Consider the following 20,180-nt stretch of genomic DNA (forward strand, 5'->3'; position numbering starts at 1 on the left):
CCTTCGGGTGAAATCGGCAGGCCAATCAGACAGTCTTGAAAGTGTTGACCGGCTCCGGAAAATGACAGGCGACACGATGCGAACCGCCAGCGGGATCGAGCGGCGGTTCGACGGCAGCGCAGATCGCCTGCGCCTTAAAGCAGCGCGTGCGGAAGCGGCAGCCGGATGGCGGATTGAGCGGGCTCGGCACGTCGCCGGTCAGCACGATCCGCTCGCGCTTGCGCTCCTTCTCGGGATTGGCGAGCGGCACCGCCGACAGCAGCGCCTGGGTATAGGGATGCAGCGCCCTCGAATAGAGCTCGGCCGCCGGCGCGATCTCGACGATCTTGCCGAGATACATCACCGCGACCTGATGCGAGATGTGACGCACGACCGAGAGGTCATGGGCGATGAACAGATAGGATGTGCCGAAGGACTGCTGGATATCCTTGAGCAAATTGAGCACGCCGGCCTGCACCGAAACGTCGAGGGCCGACACCGGCTCGTCAAGGATCACCACTTGCGGGTTCAGCGCGAGCGCGCGGGCGATGACCACGCGCTGACGCTGGCCGCCGGACAGTTCGTGCGGATAGCGCTTGCCGTGCTCGGGATTGAGCCGGACGAGTTCGAGCAGTTCGGTGACGCGCGCGCGGCGGTCGGACGCCGACATGTCGCTCATGCGCAAAGGTTCGGCGATGTTGTCGGCAATGCGCATGCGCGGATGCAGCGAACCGTAGGGATCCTGGAAGACCAGCTGGATGTAGCGCCGCATCAGGCGCATGTCTTCGTGGTTGAGCGCGAGCAGGTTCTGGCCACGGAACCAGCTCTCGCCGCTGGTCGGCTCGATCAGCCGCATCAGGCAGCGCCCGAGGGTCGACTTGCCGCAACCGGATTCGCCGACGAGGCCCAGCGTTTCGCCGGGCGCTACGTCGAACGAGACATCGGCGACCGCCCGCACATGGGCAACGGCGCGGTCGAAGACGAGGCCGCCGCGAACCGGAAAGTCCTTGACGAGATGGCGAACCGACAATGCCGGCGCCGGTTTGGTTTCCGCCTGGAGTTGCTCCGCTGCGCTCATGGGGCCACGCTTCCATTGTCCAGGCTTACCGCCGCCAGCGCGGCGCTGTGGAACGGCGGCAAGGTCGTCGCGAAATGGCAGGCCGAGAACCGGCCGCCGATGTCGTGCAGTGGCGGGTCCTCGGTCCGGCAGCGCGCCTCGGCATAGATGCAGCGCGGATGGAAGGCGCAGCCGCCCGGCAAGCGGCCAAGTGCGGGCGGCGAGCCGTCGATCGAAAACAGCCGCTCGCGGCTTTCCTCGAGATTGGGGATCGAGGCGATAAGGCCGCGCGTGTAGGGATGGCGCGGGTCGTCGAACAACTCGGACACGCCAGCCTGTTCGACGACGCGGCCGGAATAGACGACCGCGACACGGTCGGCATGACCGGCGACGACGCCGAGATCATGGGTGATCAGCACCAGGCCGAGACCGAGCTTTTCCTGCAGCGAGCGCAGCACCGACAGGATCTGCGCCTGCACGGTGACATCGAGTGCCGTGGTCGGTTCGTCGGCGATCAACAGGTCGGGATCGTTGGCAACGGCCATGGCGATGACGGCGCGCTGGCGCATGCCGCCGGAGAATTCATGCGGATACTGGTTGACGCGGCGCTCGGGCTGCGGGATCGCCACCAGATGGAGCAGTTCCACGGCGCGCGCCATCGCCTGTTTGCGCGTCACGCGCTGATGCAGCCTGACCGCCTCGGCGATCTGGGCGCCGACGGTCATCACCGGGTTGAGCGAAGACAGCGGGTCCTGAAAAATCATGGCGATGCGCGCGCCCCTGATCTTGCGCATCTCGCGCGCCGGTTTGCCGACCAGTTCGTCGCCGTTGAAGCGGACCGAGCCGGTGACCACCGCGTTCTTGGAGGTCAGGCCGAGCGCGGCGAGCATGCCGACGGACTTGCCCGAACCGGACTCGCCGACAATGCCGACCACCTCGCCCTTGGCGACATCGAGGTCGATGCCGCGCACCGCTTCGAACTGATTGCCCGCCCGCCTGAACCCGACCCGCAGGCCGCGTATGGACAGCAGCGGCTCGCGCTCGCCCGCCTTGTCGACTGCGCCGGACTGCGCTGAAGATATCTGTGCGCTCATCGCCTAGTCCGACCTTGGATCGAGAATGTCGCGCAAGCCGTCGCCGATAAAGTTGAAGCCGAGCACGATGGTGAGGATGGCGACGCCGGGACCGAAGGCGATCCACCATTGGTAGAAATGGACGGCGCCATCGGAGATCATCGACCCCCATTCGGGCGTCGGCGGCGTGGCGCCCAGCCCGATGAAGCTGAGCGACGCGGCAAGCAGCACGACCTGGCCGAGATCCATCGTCGCGCTGATCAGCACGGGGGTCCAGCAAAGCGGCAATATGTGCGTGAACAGCACGCGGCGTGGCCTGGCGCCGGCGGCGATCGCCGCCTCGACATGCTCGCGCTCCTTCACCTCCAGCACCTGCGCCCGCATAAGACGGGCATAGACCGGCCACCAGACGAGCACCATGGCGATGGCGGCATTGCCGAGGCCGGGCCCAAGTGACGCCGCGACGGCCATGGCGAGCAGCATCGGCGGGAACGACAAGGTCACGTCGACAAGCCGCATGATCGCCGCACCGGTCAGGCCGCCGACGAAGCCGGAGATGGCGCCAAGCAGTGAGCCGATGACGACCGCAGAGACGACGACCAGAACCGCGATCGGCAGCGAATGCGCCGCCCCGTGCAAGGTGCGGGCGAGCACATCGCGGCCGAGCGCGTCGGTGCCCAGCCAGTGCGCCCAGCTCGGCGGCTGGAGCCGGCGCGCCACCATTTCGAGCGGATCGAACTGCACGACCAGATTGGCGAAGACGGTCATGAACAGCCAGAACAGGATGACGACCGTGCCGATGACCAAAGGCGCGGTCAGCCACTCGGGAACGGCAGCGGAACGGGATCTGGTTGCGGCCGCCGACATCAGCTCAATCTCACGCGCGGATTGGCCACGACATAGAGTATGTCGGTGATGAGGTTGGTGACCAGGAAGGCGAGGCCGCCGACAATCGTGACGCCGATGATCGCCGGGAAGTCGAGAGCGCGGGCCGCCTCGACGGCATAGGAGCCCATGCCTGGCCAGGAAAAGATGGTTTCGGTCAGCACCGCGCCGGTGATCAGATAGGCGAAGGAATAGCCGATGACGGTCAGGGTCGGCACCATGGTGTTGCGCAGCGCGTGCACGATGACGACGCGGAACTCGCTCGCCCCCTTGGCGCGCGCGGTGAGCACGAACTCGCGGCTCATCACGTCCAGCATGTTGGCGCGCACCAGCCGCGATATGGTGCCCGAAACCGTCCAGCCGAGCACGAAGGCCGGCAGAAGCAGGTGCCAGAGCGCGTCCTTGAAGACGGTCCAGTCGCCAACCAGCAGCGAATCGATGGTCAGGAAGCCGGTGATGCCGGGCGGCAATGCCAGCCGGGCATCAACCCTGCCCGGCCCCGGCAGCCAGTTCAGCATGACAGAGAAGATGAAAAGAAGGCCGAGCCCCGACCAGAACACCGGCAGCGACGAGCCGAACAAAGCGAACAGCCGCGCACCATGGTCAATCAGGCTGTTGCGGAAATAGGCGGCCAGCACGCCAAGCACGATGCCGAGCGTGGTGCCGAAGATCATCGCGGCGAAAACCAGTTCGAGCGTTGCCGGCAAGCGGTAGAGAATGTCGGTGCCGACATTGCGCTTGGTGATGAAGGAGGTGCCAAGATCGCCGCTCAGCAGATTACCAAGATATATCATATAGCGTTCCGGCAGCGGACGATCGAGACCCCAGCGCGCCTTGGCCGCGGCCACCACCTCCGGGTTGCTCATCTGCTGTTCGGCGACAATGGCTGTCAGCGGATCGCCCTTGGTCACCGTGGTGATCAGGAAGGCGATGGTGACGATGCCGAGCACCAGAAACGGCATTGCGATAAGCCGGCGCAAAATATAGCGAGACACGTGGCTACCTTCACAAGGAGGGGCTTCGTAGGATGGCACAAGGCGCTGAGAGATGCCATCGATGGAAGCATATTGACAGCGCCGGAAAGGGCCTGTCAATATAAATGGAATTTAATTTCATTTTTGATCGACCGTACCGGCGGCACCGGCCCGACAGGCGGACGACAACGCCAGAAAGACCCAGCGTGCGCAAGCGAGCGACCAGGGACGAGACGGAGCTTGAAGGCGAAGGCGCGCAGCTTTCGTCGTCGCTGGTGCGCGGGCTCGGCATCCTGCGCGCCTTCCGGCCAGGCGACGCCTCGCTCGGAAACCAGGACATCATCGCGCGGACCGGCCTGCCCAAAGCCACGGTGTCGCGCATCACCTATACGCTGAGCGCGCTCGGCTATCTCCTGTACGACAAGGATCTTGGCCGCTACAGCCTGGGACCGGCCACTGTGGCGCTGGGTTATTCCGCGCTGAGTTCCAGCGCCGTCGTGCACGTCGCCAGGCCGCTGATGCAGCCGCTGGCCGACCTGACGGGCGCGGCGGTGGCGCTCGGCACGCGCGACAGCCTCAACATGGTCTATCTGGCCAACTGCCGGTCGGAGAGCCTTGTCACGCTGCGGCTCAATCCCGGCTCCTATCTGCCGATCTGGAAGACATCGATGGGGCTGGCCTATGCGGCGGCCTTGTCACCCGAGGAGCGCGCCGGCCTTGTGCGGGCTTTGCAGGAGGCGGAGTCGGACAAGGCAGTGATGATCCATGCTGCGATCGACGATGCGATCGCCCAGTATGCACGGCAGGGCTACGTAACGTCGTTCGGCGCCTGGCACAGTTATATCCATGCGGTCGGCGTGCCGTTCCGCCCGCGTGACGGCTCGCCGCTGGTTGCCATCACCTGCGGCGGTATCGGCGAGATCATCACCGAGGACCGCGCGCATGCCGAGATCGGACCGGCGCTGGTGGCGATGGTGAAAGCACTGGACGACCAGCTCGAGGGAAATCCCGTGTGATCCCGGCACGGGATTGGCCCAGACGATCGGCCTGCATGCAGGCTTGAACTTGCCTGGTGGTGCCCGCACAGTCGCCGCCGATGGTACAGCGGTCGCGCGTCGTTGGCGTCCATCGGGTTCAGGTGACGGGGGAAATCAGATGCCGATGAATTTTGCAGGACGATTCAGCGATCGGGCGGCGGTCATCACCGGCGGCGCATCGGGCATCGGTTTGGCGGTGGCTCAGAGAATCGTCGAAGAGGGCGGACGGGTTTGCGTCTGGGATCGCGATCCTGCCCAGATCGAACAGGCCAAGGCCAGCCTTCCCGGCCTCCACGGGGTGACAGTGGACGTTGCCGATGCCGTCGGCGTTGCAAATGCCGCCACACGGACGATCGAAGCGCTTGGCGGTGTCGATATCCTGGTCACCAGTGCGGCGATCACCGGGCCGAACATGACGACCTGGAACTATTCGACCGAGGATTGGCAGAAGGTCATCAACATCAACATCAACGGCGTCTTCTACTGCAACAAGGCGCTCGTCCCGCACATGCTCGAGCGCAACTATGGCCGCATCGTCAACATCGCCTCGATCGCCGGCAAGGAAGGCAATCCCAACGCCTCCGCCTACAGCACCTCGAAGGCCGCGGTGATCGGTCTGACCAAGTCGCTCGGCAAGGAACTGGCCAAGACCAAGGTGACGGTCAATTGCGTCACACCGGCGGCCGTACGCACCGCGATCTTCAAGCAGATGAGCCAGGAGCACATCGACTTCATGCTGTCCAAGATACCGATGGCGCGCTTTGGCGAAGTCGACGAGGTGGCGGCGCTGATCTGCTGGATCGTCTCGGAGGAGTGTTCGTTCACGACGGCCGCCGTGTTCGACGTTTCCGGCGGCCGCGCCACCTACTGAGGCCGGACGCATCTCAATTCCGCGTGACGGTGCAGCGAACGGGAGCGTACGGGCGTATAGTTGCAGGCTCCGAATCGGCAAGTCGCAACAAGGTAGCGGGAAACCATGACACGGGATGCAGCCATCCGGCGGGAGCTTGCTTTTGCTTAGAGCCGAGCCTGCCGCACTGTCCGACGACGAGCTTCTGGAGCGCTATCAGCGCGCCGCCTTCGGCTATTTCCTCGAGAATGTGAACCCGGAAAACGGATTGGTCGCCGATACGTCGCGGTCGAATTCGCCGGCCAGCATCGCTGTCGTCGGCTTCGCGCTGTCCTGCTATCCGATCGGCGTCGAGCGCGGCTGGATGACACGCGAGGCGGCGGTGAAGCTGACGCTTGCCGCGCTGCGTTTCTTCTCGACCAGCCTGCAAGGCAATGGCGACGAGGTCACCGGCCACAAGGGTTTCTATTACCATTTCCTCGACATGCGGACCGGCCTGCGCGTCTGGCGTTGCGAACTGTCGATGGTGGATACCGCATTGCTGATATCAGGCATGCTGGTGGCGGCATCCTATTTCTCCGGCGAGGATGAGGAGGAGGCGAGAATCCGGGAACTGGCCGAGGCGCTCTACCGGCGCGTCGACTGGCGGTGGGCGCAGGGAAGCACGCCCACCTTGCGGCAGGGCTGGAAGCCGAAGAGCGGCTTTCTCCACTATGGCTGGGAAGGCTACAACGAAGCGACGATCCTCTACGTGCTGTCGATGGCCTCGCCCGACAGCCCGACCTCGGACAACAGCTACGAGGGCTGGACGGCGACCTACCAGTGGGAAAACATCTACGGCTACGACGTGCTCTATGGCGGTCCGCTGTTCATGCACCAGTTCTCGCATGCCTGGATCGACTTTGCCGGCATCCGCGACGCCTTCATGCGAGAGAAGAACTCCGACTATTTCGAAAACAGCCGCCGCGCGACCTACCTGCATCGCGACTATGCGCGCCACAACCCTTACGGCTACGGCGGCTACGACGAGAATTTGTGGGGACTTTCGGCGGGCGACGGCCCAGGCGGCTTTCGCACCAGCGTGGAGCGACAGCGCCGCCGGTTTTCCGGCTATGCCGCGCGCGGCGCGCCGTTCGGACCTGATGACGGGACGATCGCCCCATGGTCCTATCCGGCATCGCTGCCTTTCGCGCCGGACATCTGCCTGGCGGCCTTGCGCCATCTCGGGGATCGCTATCCCGAGGTGATCGATAATTTCCGGCTGCCGAGCGGCTTCAACCCGACATTGGCGAACCGGCGGAAATTCGGCCGGCACGGCTGGGTGTCGGAAGGCCATTACGGGCTGGATCAGGGCATCGTGGTGATGATGATCGAGAACCATCGGTCAGGACTGATCTGGAGGCTGATGCGGTCCAATCAGCATATCCGCCGCGGCCTGAGCAAGGCCGGATTCAGCGGCGGCTGGCTGTCGTCGCCGGCAAGCCCGGCGAGGGATGGCGGCGATGGCGCGTGACCGGACCAGGGCTCCCGCCTTCCCCGTCGACAGCAACGACATCAACCTGATCAAGAGCGCCCATCCGCCGCACTGGAAGAACCCGCAGCCCGACGGCCCTTACAATCTGGTCGTCATCGGCGCCGGGCCGGCCGGGTTGACCGCCGCGCGCGAGGCGGCAAACCTCGGTGCGAAAGTCGCGCTGATCGAGCGCGGGCTGATCGGCGGCGCCCGCGTCAATGTCGGCTGCATCCCGTCGAAAGCGATCATCCGCACGGCCAGGCTCTATGCCGATATGCGCGATGCCGAGACTTTTGGCGGCGACACGCCGGACCGTCTTCACGTCGACTTTCAGCGGGCCATGACGCGGATGCGGCAGATTCGACAACGGATCAGCCGTGCCGATTCGGCCGCGAGCCTGGCCTCCGAAGGCATGGACCTTTATTTCGGCGAAGCGCGATTTTCCGGACCGGACGCTGTCACGGTTGCCGGGCAAACCCTGCGTTTCAGGAAGGCGCTGGTTGCGACGGGCGCACGGGCGGCCCTGCCGACGATTCCGGGTCTCACCGAGGCCGGCTATCTCAGCAACGAGACCATGTTCGATCTCACGAACTGCCCGAAGCGGCTTCTGGTCATCGGTGGCGGCCCGCTCGGTTGCGAGGCGGCGCAGGCCTTCTGCCTGCTGGGTGCGAAGGTCATCCTGGCGCAGCGGGAACCGATGTTCCTGCCTGGCGAGGAACGCGATGCCGCCCAGATCCTCTCGGACGCTCTGGCGCGCGAAGGGGTCGAGGTTCGCCTCAACACCGAGGTGGTCGCGGTGCGCACAGGAGGCGGCAGGAAGCTCGCCGACCTGGTGCGCGACGACGAGACGACGACGATTTCCGTCGACGAGATCATCACCGGCATCGGCCGTTCGCCCAATGTCGATGGTCTCGATCTGGAGAACGCCGGGGTGGCGTACGACGCCGCCGGCATCAAAGTGGACGATTATCTCCGGACCACCAATCCGCGCATCTATGCGGCGGGCGACGTCTGCCTCGCATACAAATTCACCCATACCGCCGAGGCAACGGCTCGCATGGTCGTGCACAACGCCTTGTTTCTCGGACGCAGCAAACTGAGCGAACTGGTCATTCCGTGGTGCACCTACACCGATCCGGAGATCGCCCATGTCGGCCTCTATCCGGCGGAGGCGCGCCAGAACGGTATCCCGGTCAAGACCTATACGGTGCTGATGCACGATGTCGCCCGTGCGGTGATGGACGGCGAGGAAGAGGGCTTTGTCAAAATCCACGTCCGGGAGGGCTCCGACCGCATCCTGGGTGCCACGGTCGTCGCCAGCCATGCCGGCGAGATGATCAATGCGGTGTCGCTGGCGATCAAGTCAGGCATGGGACTGCTCGCGCTGGCCGACGTCATCCATCCCTTCCCGACGCAGGCACAAGGCATAAAGATGGCCGCCGACGCCTACAGGCGAACGCGGTTCACCTCATTCTGGAGACATGTCACGACGCGTTGGCTGGAGCGGTCCAGACGATGACGCCATCCGGCGCTTGACGAAAGACCCGTTCCGCTCAACAAGTCGAAGCTGGTTCTATGGCTGCGGGGCCGTCTTGAATGCCGTCTGGAATAAAGTCTTTGGTGCAGTTGCGGGCGCACAGCCCGGGGCGCACGTTTCGAACACCATGAGTTCGCACGTGGCCCTGCCGGCGCGGAATGCCGAAAGGCGTACGCTTGTCGTGACCCACGATCCAGCCTTTCCGCCGACCTCCGGCGCGGATCTGAGAAATCACCGCAACGCAGCGGCGGCCGCCGAATTCGGCCCGGTCTGCCTGGTGTCGGTGCGGCCGCAAGCCGTGGAAGCTGCCGATCCGTCGATCCGCACCGAGGCCTTGTCGATCGAGGGAGAGGCCCGCTCCGGCTCGATCGGTTGGTGGCGCATAAGGGCGGAGCATCGCATTTCGCGTGCCGCCTTGACGCGGCTGGAGACACTGGTTCGAGACTTCCGCCCGGACACCGTGCTGGTCGAGGGTATCGGCCTGTTCAAGCTGCTGCGGCCTTTGCGAGGGCTGACGAAACAGCTCATCCTCGACATGCACAATGTCGAGTCCGACCTGGCAGGACAGTTGCGGGGCGTCGATGCGAAGCGACCTGCCGTGGCGACGATCACCGCCGGCCTTGGCATCAGGCGTCTCGAGCGAAAGGCGCTTGCCCTTGTCGACAGGGTCTGGGTCTGCTCGGGTCAAGATCGCGACAGGCTGACGGCCTTCTCCCGGCACAAGGTGCCGATCGATGTCGTTCCAAACGGAATTCCCCACGCCGCGCACAGTCCCGAAACGCTACAAGCCGAGCCCGGGGCGGGCAACGGCTTTCCGGTGATCCTGTTTATCGGCCATCTCGGCTATCCGCCAAACGTCGATGCCGTCGGTCGGTTAGCCGGCTCCATATTGCCGCGCATCCGACAGGCCTTGCCGGCCGCGACGCTGGTTCTCGCCGGACGCAACCCGAAGCCCGCCGTGCAGGCGCTGGCCGGATTGCCTGGCGTGGAGCTCGTCGAAGACCCCGAGAGCGTAGCACCGCTGCTATCCAGGGCGCATCTCAGCATCATGCCGCTTGCGGCAGGCGGCGGTACGCGCATCAAGATCCTCGAGGCGATGGCCTGGGGCGTGCCGGTGATCGCGACGCCGCTGGCGGCCGAGGGTCTGGACCTGGTCGAAAACAAGGAGTTGCTGCTGTCGGATACCGATGAAGGGCTTGCCGACATGGCTGTCGGGCTTAGCCTGGAGACCGACCGCAGGGCACGCCAGCGCATACGCGCGCATCAAGCGGTATGGGCCAGGTTCGGCCCGCAAGCCATCCGCAAGGCCGTCCGCGGCGGACTGGGACTGGACGAGGCCGGCGCATGATTCCAACGATCCTTCACCAGACGTGGAAGAGCGACATCGTTCCGGCCCGTTTCCAGGCCTATGTCGAGAGCTGGAAGCGGCATAACCCGGACTGGACATTCCTATTCTGGAACGACCGGATGCTGCTGGAATTCATCGCCGAGCACTATCCGGATTTCCTGCCGACCTTCTGCAGCTATCTGAACGGCGTGCTGCGCGCCGACGCGGCGCGCTACCTGCTGCTCTATCATTTCGGTGGGGTCTATGCCGACATCGACTGCGAATGCGTCGCCCCTTTCGATCCTGTCATGGACGAGGACCGCATCGTGCTGTGCAAGGAACCCGCTTCGCACACCAGCGTCCAGGCGGAATTCCGCGGCTTGCCCTATCTGCTCTTCAACGGAACGATAGCGAGCCCGCCCAGGCATCCCTTCTGGCTGCATGTACTGTCGCTGTTGCCCGGACTGGCTCAGGCCAAGGACGTTCTCGACGCGACCGGCCCTTGCCTGCTGACATCAGCCCAGCGCGGCTATGGCGATCAGAAGGCCTTCCTCATACATCCCCCGACGCTGTTCTCTCCGGTGGATTCGGCCGGATCGAGAGAGCCAGACAGGGGAACAACGCTTTCAGTTCACCATTGGGCGGGCACATGGTGGACGCCGGAACCAGCGCCGGGGTGGGGCACCAGGCTGCGCAATCATCTCTACCGTGGCTGGTATCATCTGACGCGAGGCGCCCATCTTGATGAGGCCACGGCAAGGGCAAGTGTCAGCCAGTCGGCGCTTGTGGCAGCGTCGCCGGCGGGCCAGAATATTGCCGTCCTGGTGCCGCTTCGCGATGCGGCCGAGCATATCCAGCCGTTCCTCGATCTCCTGCGGACGCTGGACTATCCCAAGGACAGGATCAAGCTGGTGTTCTGCGAAGGCGACAGCGTCGATGGAAGCTGGGAAAGGCTACAGGCGGCAACGGCGCAATTGGCCGGCAAATATCGTGACATTGTCCTTCTGCAGAAACATGTCGGCACCATCCTCGACAGGGCAAAGCGGGCAAAGCCGCGCATGCAACGCGTCCGGCGCGGCACCATTGCCAAGGTGCGCAACCACCTGATCGATCATGGGCTGGACGACGACGACGACTGGGCGCTGTGGATCGATGTCGATGTCTGGCGTTTTCCCGGCGATGCCTTGAACCGCCTGATCGCCACCGGACATCGCATCGCGGTCCCCAACTGCGTGAAGATCGCCGGCGGCGCCAGCTTCGATCACAACAGTTTCATCACGACGCGGTCGACGAGGGACTACCGGTACTATCGCCATATGCGCGGCGGGCTTTACCAGCCGCCCCTGCAATCGCAGGGCCGCCTCCATCTCAGCGATGTCAGGCATCTCGACATCATCGGTCTCGATGCAGTCGGCGGAACCATGCTTCTCGTCGATGCCGCTTTGCATCGCGGCGGCCTTCGTTTCCCCGAGCTTCCCTACCGCGATCTTATCGAGACCGAAGGCCTCGGCGCCCTTGCCAACGATCTCGGCATCAGGCCGGTCGGCCTGCCCAAGCTGGAAATACTACATGTTCCCTGGTGAGGCGGCGGCCTGCCGAAGCTCTTGCCGAATGGGCTCAAGATAGGTTTGCGGCCGCAGACGTTCCCACAGATAGTCCCGGTCGGTCAGATGCGCGACCTCATCTATCCAGCGTTTCGGCGCCTCGGGGTCCCTGACCTCACGCCATTCGTCGACGACAATGACAGGAAGCCCTTGGTAGAGCGGGTCGAGTGGCGAGGTTCTGGTGACGACGATGCAGCCGAGATAAAGCAGTTCCCATGTCCTGTGACAGTCCAGACCATTGCCTTCGGTGGACAGCACAAGCGGGTATTGCGAGTACAGCTCCCAGATCGAGCGCTGCGATACACGTTTCGTCAGGAAATCGACATGAGGGCACCCCTCCAGGGCGTCGAGCAATTCCCGGCGCTGCCTGGACCCTTTGCTGATGCTGAAGTCGCAGAAAATTCTGGCCGGGCGACGACCCGCATTGTCCTGCCGGTCGCGCATGGTTTCCAGTTGCCTCACCAGCCCCGCGGGCGTTGCAAGGGAACGTGGCGTGTGAAGATCGAGCCCGATGGGGAAAGGTTTGATCCTGGGGTGGTCGCCATCGCAGTTCTGGCTGTACCAGGACACCAGGAAAGGGTTGGCAAGAAGCCGGTCGACCGTATCCTTCGCCAAATCGGACGGCACCGAGGCGTCGCCGTCGGTGGTCAGCAGCGTGAATGGCGCCTTGATGGTCGGCAGCACGACCTTGGCGAATGTATCGAGATCGCAGGTTTGCGGATCCCTGGCCAAGGTGCTCAGGCGCACCCAGACGATGCCATGCGCGCCGCCAAAGTGATCGCGGAAAAATGCCTCGCTCTGCGTCGATTCGGTCGGCGCGTAGCGATACCAGGGCGGTCCGGCGAAATCGCAGAAATGCCCGATCCCCTGCGACCACAGAACCGGAGGAACGCCGAGAAACCTCAGCGCCCTGGGATAGACGTCTTTCTTCAGACGTGCCCATCGCAACCTGCCCATCGGTAACGCTTAGCCCAGACGCCAGCATCGTTGCAACGTCTCGTCTGGCAAGGACACAGCGTCAGGCGGCGGTCTCGCGCGCCGCAACTGGCTGACGATCTCGCCGGCCGCGTCGGCGATGTGTTTTCTCGACAAGCGCGCGGTCTCGGCGATGTCCCTTCGGCGATAGGCCTCGAAGAGCTCGCGATGCTCCTGCAGAGCTTTGGCCTGTGCCTTGGCGGGCTCGATCTGCAGACCCAAATAGCGGTCGGCGGAGTTGTAGAGCCTCTGGACGACGGCCATCGAACGCGGCCGCATCGAGGGTTCGAGCAATGCGGTGTGGAACGCCCAGTTGAGACGGCTGAGGTCCTTGGGATCATCGCCTCGGGCGGTGGCAGCCTCATAGGCGCGCATCGATTTTTCGATGGCCGCAATGTCCTGATCCGAGACGTGCGCGATCGCCTTTTCGACCAGGAAAGGCTCAAGCATACGCGCATCGAAAAGGTCGATCGCATCGTCGGCGGACAACTCCGACATGACAGCACCGCGATGCGTCCTGATGACGACCAGGCCGTCCGCCTCCAGTTGCAGAAGCGCCTCGCGCACCGGGATCCGGCTCACGCCAAGCTCGGCGGCGATGGCTTCCTGGCGGATTTGATGTCCGCCAGGGTAATCTCCGCCGATGATCCTGGCGGCAATGCACTCGGCGACCGTCGCCGTCACGGTCTGGCGCTGCAGCAGCGGCTTGTTGGTGGCGGCCATGGGCGTCCTGCGTCAGTCCTGCTGCCTGAGCTCTTCGATCGCCGCCTCGATGATGGCGGTGACGCGTGCGCGCTCTTCGCCGACCAGGGGCAGACGCGGCGTCGAAATGCTTACGGTTCAGCGCGGCAGCGCACGCCTCAATCGTGCATCTCGCCGTCGATGGCGTGGTGCGGCGGCGGGTTAAGCCAGGTCAGGTTTTGCACTGTCATTCCTTCGCGCCGCTCCAATCTAGATGTGCGTGGCGGGTTGCCGGCCCGATCATCCTGCACGCCCGATCAGCCCGGCATGATCAGATGATCAGCCCGGCATGATCAGATGATCAGCCCGGCATGATCGGCCGACGGCCGATCAGCCTGCGAACGTATAGGCGGTCTTCACCGTGGTGTAGAATTCCGCGGCGTAGCGGCCCTGTTCGCGCGGGCCGTAGCTCGAGCCCTTGCGGCCGCCGAAGGGAACATGGAAGTCGACACCCGCCGTCGGCAGGTTGACCATCACCATGCCGGCCTCCGAATTGCGCTTGAAGTGGGTGGCGTGCTTGAGGCTTGAGGTGCAGATGCCCGAGGTCAAGCCGAAGGGCGTGTCGTTGGCGACGGCAAGCGCCTCGTCATAGTCCTTGACGCGGATGACGCTGGCGACAGGTCCGAAAATCTCCTCGCGCGAACTGCGCATGGCGTTAGTGGCCTCAGTCAGCAATGCCGGCTGCAAGTAGAAGCCCGGCGTCTTGCGGTCGAGCCGCTCGCCGCCGAAGGCGAGCGTAGCGCCTTCCCTGACGCCGATGGCGATATAGTCCTCGTCCTGCTTCAGCTGTGTCGCGTCGACGACCGGACCGATCTGGGTCTGCGCGTCGAGCGCGTCGCCGATGACCAGTTTGCTCATGCGATCCTTGAGGGCATCGACGAAACGGTCGTGAATGCCGTCGGTCACGATCAGCCTGGACGAGGCGGTGCAGCGCTGGCCGGTCGAGAAGAAGGCGCCATTGAGCGCGCAATCGACGGCGATCGCGAGGTCGGCATCGTCGAGCACGACCAGCGGGTTCTTGCCGCCCATTTCAAGCTGGAACTTGCGCATATGCTCGATGCTTGCAGCGGCGACACGCTTGCCGGTGCCGACCGAGCCGGTGAAGCTGATGGCGTTGACATCAGGACTGTCGAGCATCGCCTGGCCGACGACCGAGCCCTTGCCCATGACGAGATTGAGCACGCCCTTCGGCAGGCCGGCGCGATGCAGGATGTCGACGATCGTCCAGGCGCTCTCGGGGACAAGTTCGGCCGGCTTGAAGACGACGGTGTTGCCGTAGGTCAGCGCCGGGGCGATCTTCCAGGCCGGAATGGCGATGGGAAAATTCCACGGCGTGATGATGCCGACCACGCCGACCGCCTCGCGCGTCATCTCGACGCCGACGCCAGGCCGCACGCTCGGCACGACCTCTCCGGTCAAGCGCAATGTTTCGCCGGCAAAGAAATCGAATATCTGCGCGGCACGAATGGTCTCGCCTATGCCCTCGGCCCGCGTCTTGCCTTCCTCACGCGCCAGATTGCGGCCGATCTCGTCCTTGCGCGCCATGATCTCGTCCGCCGCCTTTTTCAGCACCGCGTGGCGCGCCAGCGGACCGGAGCGGGACCATGCCGGAAACGCCGCCTTGGCCGCCGCGATCGCCTGCCCCGCCTGCTCGGCTCCCGCGGATGCATAATCGCCGACGACATCGCCGGTATCCGAGGGGTTGATGTTGCGCGAACCGGCCTCGCCGACCCATTCGCCATCGATGAGATTCTGTCGAAACAGCGTCATGTCCTTGTCTTCCTGCTGGTTGGCCGCGCGGGCATCTGTCTGAACTGGTATTTGCCAGACAATTGCCTTGCGGGAAAGCACGCACTGAGCCTGGCGCCGCGACAAAAACCCCCCTCACCTGCGCTGTACCGATGGCGTGGCGGTGACAGCGCCATAGTGATCCCCAATCCGGCTAACATCCGCGCGGCATCGTCGAAGGCCGGTTGAATAGCTCTGTACAGTCATGTCCATAGCCTTGATTTGCCTGATGCAGCGTGTCATTCGTCGTGTCGATGGCAGCTCTCGAGACGACGATCCAGCGCGCCGGCGCAACCGGTAACATCAAGGCCACTCGCGAAGACTGGCTGAAGCTTGCGCTTGAAACGTTGATCTCGGATGGCGTCGAGCGTGTCCGCGTGCTGACGCTGGGCCAGAAGCTCGACGTGTCGCGCTCCAGCTTCTACTGGTATTTCAAGAGCCGACAGGACCTGCTCGACCAGTTGCTCGACTATTGGCGGCAGACCAACACTAAATTCATCGTCGAACGCGCCAGGCGGCCTTCCGCCACCGTCATCCGCGGGGTGATGAGCATTTTCGAATGCTGGGTGGACGAAAGGCTGTTCGATCCGCAGCTGGATTTCGCGATCAGAGCCTGGGCACGTCGCTCGCCTGCCATCCGGCGCGCGCTCGACGAGGCCGACGAGGAGCGCGTCAACGCCATTCGCGACATGTTCATGCACCATGGCTATGACGAGGTGGATGCGTTCGTGCGGGCCCGTGTGCTCTATTTCATGCAGATCGGATATTACTCGCTCGAACTCAACGAGCCGATGAGCAGCCGCATTTCATACGTCGCGTCCTATCTGCGCAGCTTCACCGGCCAGGAGCCTTCGGCCGAGGATATCGAGGACTTCTCGCGCTATGTCGAGAAGACGCTCGCCGGCAACCGGTAGGCACACCCAGCGCCCATAAATCGCCACGGCTCCCAAACAACCAGCACGTTTGCTTCGCTGACAGGCGAAGGCGGCTTCCTCTCGCTCCGGCGATCGGGTTAAAGGTCCGCAACCTACTAGACACATATGTACAATGCCGATACGCTGTGCCTCACGACTGGGTGGAGTGCGACAGGATGAAATCCCAATACCGGGCTATCGTCATCGGCGGCGGCGTGGTTGGAGCCTCGGTGCTCTACCATCTGGCAAAGTTCGGCTGGAGCGACGTCGCGCTGATCGAACGCGAGGTGCTGACCGCAGGGTCGAGCTGGCACGCGGCCGGCGGTTTCCATGCGCTCAACGCCGATCCCAACATCGCCGCCCTGCAGGCCTATACGATCGACCTGCTCTCGGAGGTCGAGAAGGAATCGGGTCAAAGCATCGGCATGCACATGACCGGCGGCATCTCGGTCGCCTCGGCGCCGGAGCGCTGGGAATGGCTGAAGGCCTCCTACCGCATCTTCCAGACCATGGGCATCGACGATGTCCACCTCGTCGGCGTCGACGAGATCCGGGAACGCTGCCCGATCCTCAACACCGACGGCATGCTGGGTGGACTCTATGCCGCGCGCGCGAAGGCCATATCGATCCCTCGGGCGTCGTGCACGCCTATGCCAAGGCAGCCAGGCTGCGCGGCGCCGACATCATCGAGCACAACCGCGTGCTGGAACTGAACCGCCGCGCCGACGACAGCTGGGACGTGGTCACCGAGAAGGGCACGGTGATTGCCGAGCACGTCGTCAATGCCGGCGGGCTGTGGGCCAAGCAGGTCGGCAGGATGGCCGGCATCGACCTGCCGGTGTCGCCGATGGAGCACCATTATCTCGTCACCGAGGCGCTGCCCGAAATCCAGGCGCTGGACAAGGAATTGCCGCTGATCGTCGATCTCGAAGGCTTCACCTACATGCGCCAGGAGCAGAAGGGCCTGTTGCTCGGCATCTACGAGATCAACCACAAGCACTGGAACATGGACGGAGCGCCGTGGGACTACGGCATCGAACTGATCCAGGAAGACACCGACCGCATCGCCGACGAACTTGCGCTCGGCTTCAGCCGTTACCCCTGCCTGGAGAATGCCGGCATCAAGCGCTGGGTGAATGGCGCCTTCACCTTCTCGCCGGACGGCAACCCGCTGGTCGGCCCGGTGCGCGGCGTTCCCAATTACTGGGTGGCGTGCGGCGTCATGGCCGGCTTCCTGCAAGGCGGTGGCGTCGGCAAGTCGCTGGCCGAATGGATGATCCATGGCGAGCCGGAAGCCGACGTCTACGGCATGGACATCGCCCGCTACGGCGACTTCGCTTCCAACCGCGAATACATCAGGCAGACCACCGGGCAATTCTACTCGCGCCGTTTCGTCATGAGCTATCCCAACGAGCAGCTGCCTGCGGGACGACCCTTGAAGACGGCCGGCGCGCATGACGCCATGGATGCCGCCGGGGCGCGCTGGGGCAATTCCTGGGGCATGGAAGTGCCGCTCTATTTCGGGCCGCAAGGCTTCGTCGAAACACCGACATTGAAGCGCTCCAACGCTTTCGACATCGTCGCGCAGGAATGCCGCAAGGTGCGCGAAGGTGTAGGCCTGCTCGATATATCAGCCTTCTCGCGCTACGAGATTTCTGGGCCGCAGGCTGAAGCCTGGCTCGACCGGCTGCTTGCCTGTGCACTGCCGAAGCCTGGACGCGCCAAACTCGCGCCGATGCTGGGCGAAAACGGGAAGCTCAAGGGCGACCTCACCGTCTTCAACTGGGGCGATGGCTCCTGGTGGATCATGGGGTCCTACTATCTACGCCAGTGGCATATGCGCTGGTTCGAGCAACATATGAGCGACGGCGTCACCGTCCGCGACATTTCCGACACGGTCGTCGGCTTCTCGCTGGCCGGTCCCAATGCGCGAACGCTGCTGGAGCGCCTGACACATCAGGATGTCTCGCACGAGGCTTTCGGCTTCCTCGCCTGCAAGACGCTGGATGTCGGCCTGGTGCGGGCCAAGGTCGGGCGGCTGTCGGTCATCGGCGAGCTTGGCTACGAGATCCACTGCCAGGCCAATGAACACGCCGGACTGCGCCGCGCGCTGCTGGCGGCGGGCAAGGATCTGGGCGTGACCGAGTATGGCTTCGGCGCGGTCAATTCGCTGCGGCTCGAAAAGAGCTTTGGCATCTGGTCGCGCGAGTTCACGCAGGACTATACGCCAGCCGAGACCGGGATGGACCGCTGGGTCGCCTTCGACAAGGGCGATTTCATCGGGCGTGAGCCGGCCCTGAAAGAGCAGAAGGCTCCATCGAGGCGCACGCTGGTGACGCTCGAAATCGACGCGGAGGATGCCGATGCCGGCGGCTACGAGCCGGTCTGGAACAGAGGCAGGCTTGCCGGCTTCGTCACCTCCGGCGGCTATGGCCATACGGTCGGCAAGAGCCTCGCCATGGCGCTGGTCGAGCGCGAGGCGGCCGATATCGATACGCAGTTGACAACCCACATCGTCGGCGTCGAAAGAGGTGCGCGCGTCATCGCTTCCTCGCCATACGATTCACTGGGCAAGGCGATGCGGGCATGACCGATCGAACCGGCGCCATCGGTGCAAAAGACCATGCGATGATCCACGCTCCTTTCCGAAAATCAGGCCTGTCCGGCACGCCATGACCCGACGCTATTCCGCTCTGTCGCTGTTCAAGGAGGGTCTGGCCGGCCAGACCGGCTGGCAGCCGGCCTGGCGCTCGCCCGAGCCGAAACCGTCCTATGACGCGATCGTCATTGGCGGTGGCGGCCATGGGCTGGCGACGGCTTACTACCTGGCCAAGAACCACAACATCGCCAGAGTGGCGGTGCTGGAAAAGGGCTGGATCGGCGGCGGCAATACGGGCCGCAACACCACCGTGGTGCGCTCCAACTACTATTATCCCGAAAGTGTCGAGCTCTACGGGCTGGCGCACCGGCTCTATGAGGGGCTGGCCAAGGACCTGAACTACAACGTCATGCTGTCGCAGCGCGGCATGGTCAATCTGTGCCACTCGACCGCCGAGATGGAGATCGGCGCGCGCACCGTCAACGCCATGCAGATCAACGGCATCGATGCCGAGCTGTTTTCGCCTGACGATGTGCGCCGGGTGGCGCCGATCTACAATTTTTCGCCGGATGCGCGCTTCCCGGTGTTCGGCGGCATCTGGCAAGGCAGGGCCGGAACGGCGCGCCATGACGCGGTCGCCTGGGGCTATGCGCGGGCGGCAAGCCGGCTCGGGGTCGACATCATCCAGAATTGCGAGATCACCGATTTCATCATCGAGGGCGGCCGCTGCCGCGGCGTCCAGACGACGCGTGGCGCGATCCGGGCCGAGCGCATCGGCATGGCGGTGGCCGGTCACTCGTCGGTGCTGGCGGCCAAGGCCGGCTTCCGCCTGCCGATCAATTCCTATGCGCTGCAGGCCTGCGTTTCCGAGCCGGTCAAGCCGATCCTCGACACGGTGGTGCTGTCGCCCGGCTGCGGCGTCTATGTCAGCCAGTCGGACAAGGGCGAGATCGTCATCGGCGGCGGGCTCGACCGCATCCCCTCCTATGCGCAACGCGGCAATCTGCCGACGCTGGAGGCGGTGATTGCCGGCCTGCTGGAGATGTTCCCGATCTTCGGCCAGCTCAAGCTGATGCGGCAATGGGCCGGCATTGTCGACGTCGTGCCGGACTCCTCGCCGATCATCGGCGAATCGCCCCTACCGGGACTGTTCCTCAATTGCGGCTGGGGCACGGGCGGCTTCAAGGCCATTCCAGCCGGCGGCACGCTGCTGGCGCACTTGCTGGCGACAGGCAAGCACAACGACATCAGCCGCCCCTTCGACCTCGATCGCTTCGCCACCGGGCGGCTGATCGACGAAGCGGCCGGCTCCGGCATCGCGCATTAG

General features: G+C 64.3%; 16 protein-coding genes and 1 pseudogene. 10 read left to right on the forward strand and 7 right to left on the reverse strand.

What is annotated here, in order from left to right:
* Positions 1 to 25: 25 nt before the first annotated feature.
* Genes ACZ89F_RS29285 through ACZ89F_RS29300 form a run of 4 tightly spaced genes read right to left on the reverse strand, consistent with a single transcriptional unit; the run spans position 26 to position 3,989 of the window.
* Positions 26 to 1,057 (reverse strand): ABC transporter ATP-binding protein, encoded by a 1,032-nt coding sequence (locus ACZ89F_RS29285; protein ID WP_476095557.1) that lies wholly within the window; start codon positions 1,055 to 1,057, stop codon positions 26 to 28.
* A complete protein-coding gene (locus tag ACZ89F_RS29290; protein ID WP_476095559.1) occupies positions 1,054 to 2,130 on the reverse strand; it encodes an ABC transporter ATP-binding protein in 1,077 nt (358 codons plus the stop codon). Before ACZ89F_RS29290 ends, ACZ89F_RS29285 begins: the two co-directional genes overlap by 4 nt.
* A 3-nt stretch (positions 2,131 to 2,133) precedes the next feature.
* Positions 2,134 to 2,976: an ABC transporter permease gene (locus tag ACZ89F_RS29295; RefSeq protein WP_476095561.1), complete on the reverse strand. Its 843-nt coding sequence runs from the start codon at positions 2,974 to 2,976 to the stop codon at positions 2,134 to 2,136.
* Positions 2,976 to 3,989 (reverse strand): ABC transporter permease, encoded by a 1,014-nt coding sequence (locus ACZ89F_RS29300; RefSeq protein WP_476095563.1) that lies wholly within the window; start codon positions 3,987 to 3,989, stop codon positions 2,976 to 2,978. Before ACZ89F_RS29300 ends, ACZ89F_RS29295 begins: the two co-directional genes overlap by 1 nt.
* A gap of 185 nt (positions 3,990 to 4,174) precedes the next feature.
* Here ACZ89F_RS29300 and ACZ89F_RS29305 point away from each other — a divergent pair, with 185 nt between their 5' ends.
* The 6 genes from ACZ89F_RS29305 to ACZ89F_RS29330 all read left to right on the forward strand — a co-directional run bounded on the left by ACZ89F_RS29305 (position 4,175) and on the right by ACZ89F_RS29330 (position 11,815).
* Entirely contained in the window at positions 4,175 to 4,984 is an 810-nt protein-coding gene (locus ACZ89F_RS29305; protein WP_476095565.1) for an IclR family transcriptional regulator, read from the forward strand.
* A gap of 139 nt (positions 4,985 to 5,123) precedes the next feature.
* The gene (locus tag ACZ89F_RS29310) at positions 5,124 to 5,876 is read left to right on the forward strand and encodes an SDR family NAD(P)-dependent oxidoreductase (protein WP_476095566.1); all 753 of its coding nucleotides are present in this window, start codon (positions 5,124 to 5,126) and stop codon (positions 5,874 to 5,876) included.
* A 142-nt stretch (positions 5,877 to 6,018) separates the two neighbouring features.
* A complete protein-coding gene (locus ACZ89F_RS29315; protein WP_476095568.1) occupies positions 6,019 to 7,368 on the forward strand; it encodes a glucoamylase family protein in 1,350 nt (449 codons plus the stop codon).
* Entirely contained in the window at positions 7,358 to 8,887 is a 1,530-nt protein-coding gene (locus ACZ89F_RS29320) for a mercuric reductase (protein ID WP_476095570.1), read from the forward strand. Before ACZ89F_RS29315 ends, ACZ89F_RS29320 begins: the two co-directional genes overlap by 11 nt.
* Positions 8,888 to 9,086: 199 nt before the next feature.
* Positions 9,087 to 10,253 carry a glycosyltransferase family 4 protein gene (locus ACZ89F_RS29325; protein WP_476095572.1) on the forward strand — a complete coding sequence of 389 codons (1,167 nt, stop codon included), beginning with the start codon at positions 9,087 to 9,089 and terminating at the stop codon, positions 10,251 to 10,253.
* On the forward strand, positions 10,250 to 11,815 hold the full coding sequence (locus ACZ89F_RS29330) for a glycosyltransferase (RefSeq protein ID WP_476095574.1): 1,566 nt from the start codon (positions 10,250 to 10,252) through the stop codon (positions 11,813 to 11,815). Before ACZ89F_RS29325 ends, ACZ89F_RS29330 begins: the two co-directional genes overlap by 4 nt.
* Here ACZ89F_RS29330 and ACZ89F_RS29335 read toward each other — a convergent pair.
* From ACZ89F_RS29335 to ACZ89F_RS29345, 3 genes are all read right to left on the reverse strand, one after another.
* Complete coding sequence (locus ACZ89F_RS29335; protein ID WP_476095575.1) at positions 11,798 to 12,793, reverse strand: hypothetical protein; 996 nt, start codon at positions 12,791 to 12,793, stop codon at positions 11,798 to 11,800. The genes ACZ89F_RS29330 and ACZ89F_RS29335 overlap by 18 nt on opposite strands.
* A 9-nt stretch (positions 12,794 to 12,802) precedes the next feature.
* Complete coding sequence (locus ACZ89F_RS29340; protein WP_476095577.1) at positions 12,803 to 13,534, reverse strand: GntR family transcriptional regulator; 732 nt, start codon at positions 13,532 to 13,534, stop codon at positions 12,803 to 12,805.
* A 348-nt stretch (positions 13,535 to 13,882) separates the two neighbouring features.
* The gene (locus ACZ89F_RS29345; protein ID WP_476095579.1) at positions 13,883 to 15,322 is read right to left on the reverse strand and encodes an aldehyde dehydrogenase family protein; all 1,440 of its coding nucleotides are present in this window, start codon (positions 15,320 to 15,322) and stop codon (positions 13,883 to 13,885) included.
* A 272-nt stretch (positions 15,323 to 15,594) separates the two neighbouring features.
* Here ACZ89F_RS29345 and ACZ89F_RS29350 point away from each other — a divergent pair, with 272 nt between their 5' ends.
* From ACZ89F_RS29350 to ACZ89F_RS29365, 4 genes and pseudogenes are all read left to right on the forward strand, one after another.
* Complete coding sequence (locus tag ACZ89F_RS29350; protein WP_476097424.1) at positions 15,595 to 16,254, forward strand: TetR/AcrR family transcriptional regulator; 660 nt, start codon at positions 15,595 to 15,597, stop codon at positions 16,252 to 16,254.
* A gap of 176 nt (positions 16,255 to 16,430) precedes the next feature.
* A pseudogene (locus ACZ89F_RS29355) lies at positions 16,431 to 17,638 on the forward strand (FAD-dependent oxidoreductase); the annotation flags it as partial.
* A 117-nt stretch (positions 17,639 to 17,755) separates the two neighbouring features.
* Entirely contained in the window at positions 17,756 to 18,844 is a 1,089-nt protein-coding gene (locus tag ACZ89F_RS29360; RefSeq protein WP_476097425.1) for an aminomethyl transferase family protein, read from the forward strand.
* An 82-nt stretch (positions 18,845 to 18,926) separates the two neighbouring features.
* Positions 18,927 to 20,180 carry a sarcosine oxidase subunit beta gene (locus tag ACZ89F_RS29365; protein WP_476095581.1) on the forward strand — a complete coding sequence of 418 codons (1,254 nt, stop codon included), beginning with the start codon at positions 18,927 to 18,929 and terminating at the stop codon, positions 20,178 to 20,180.

Source organism: Mesorhizobium sp. USDA 3734 (genome assembly GCF_056279665.1).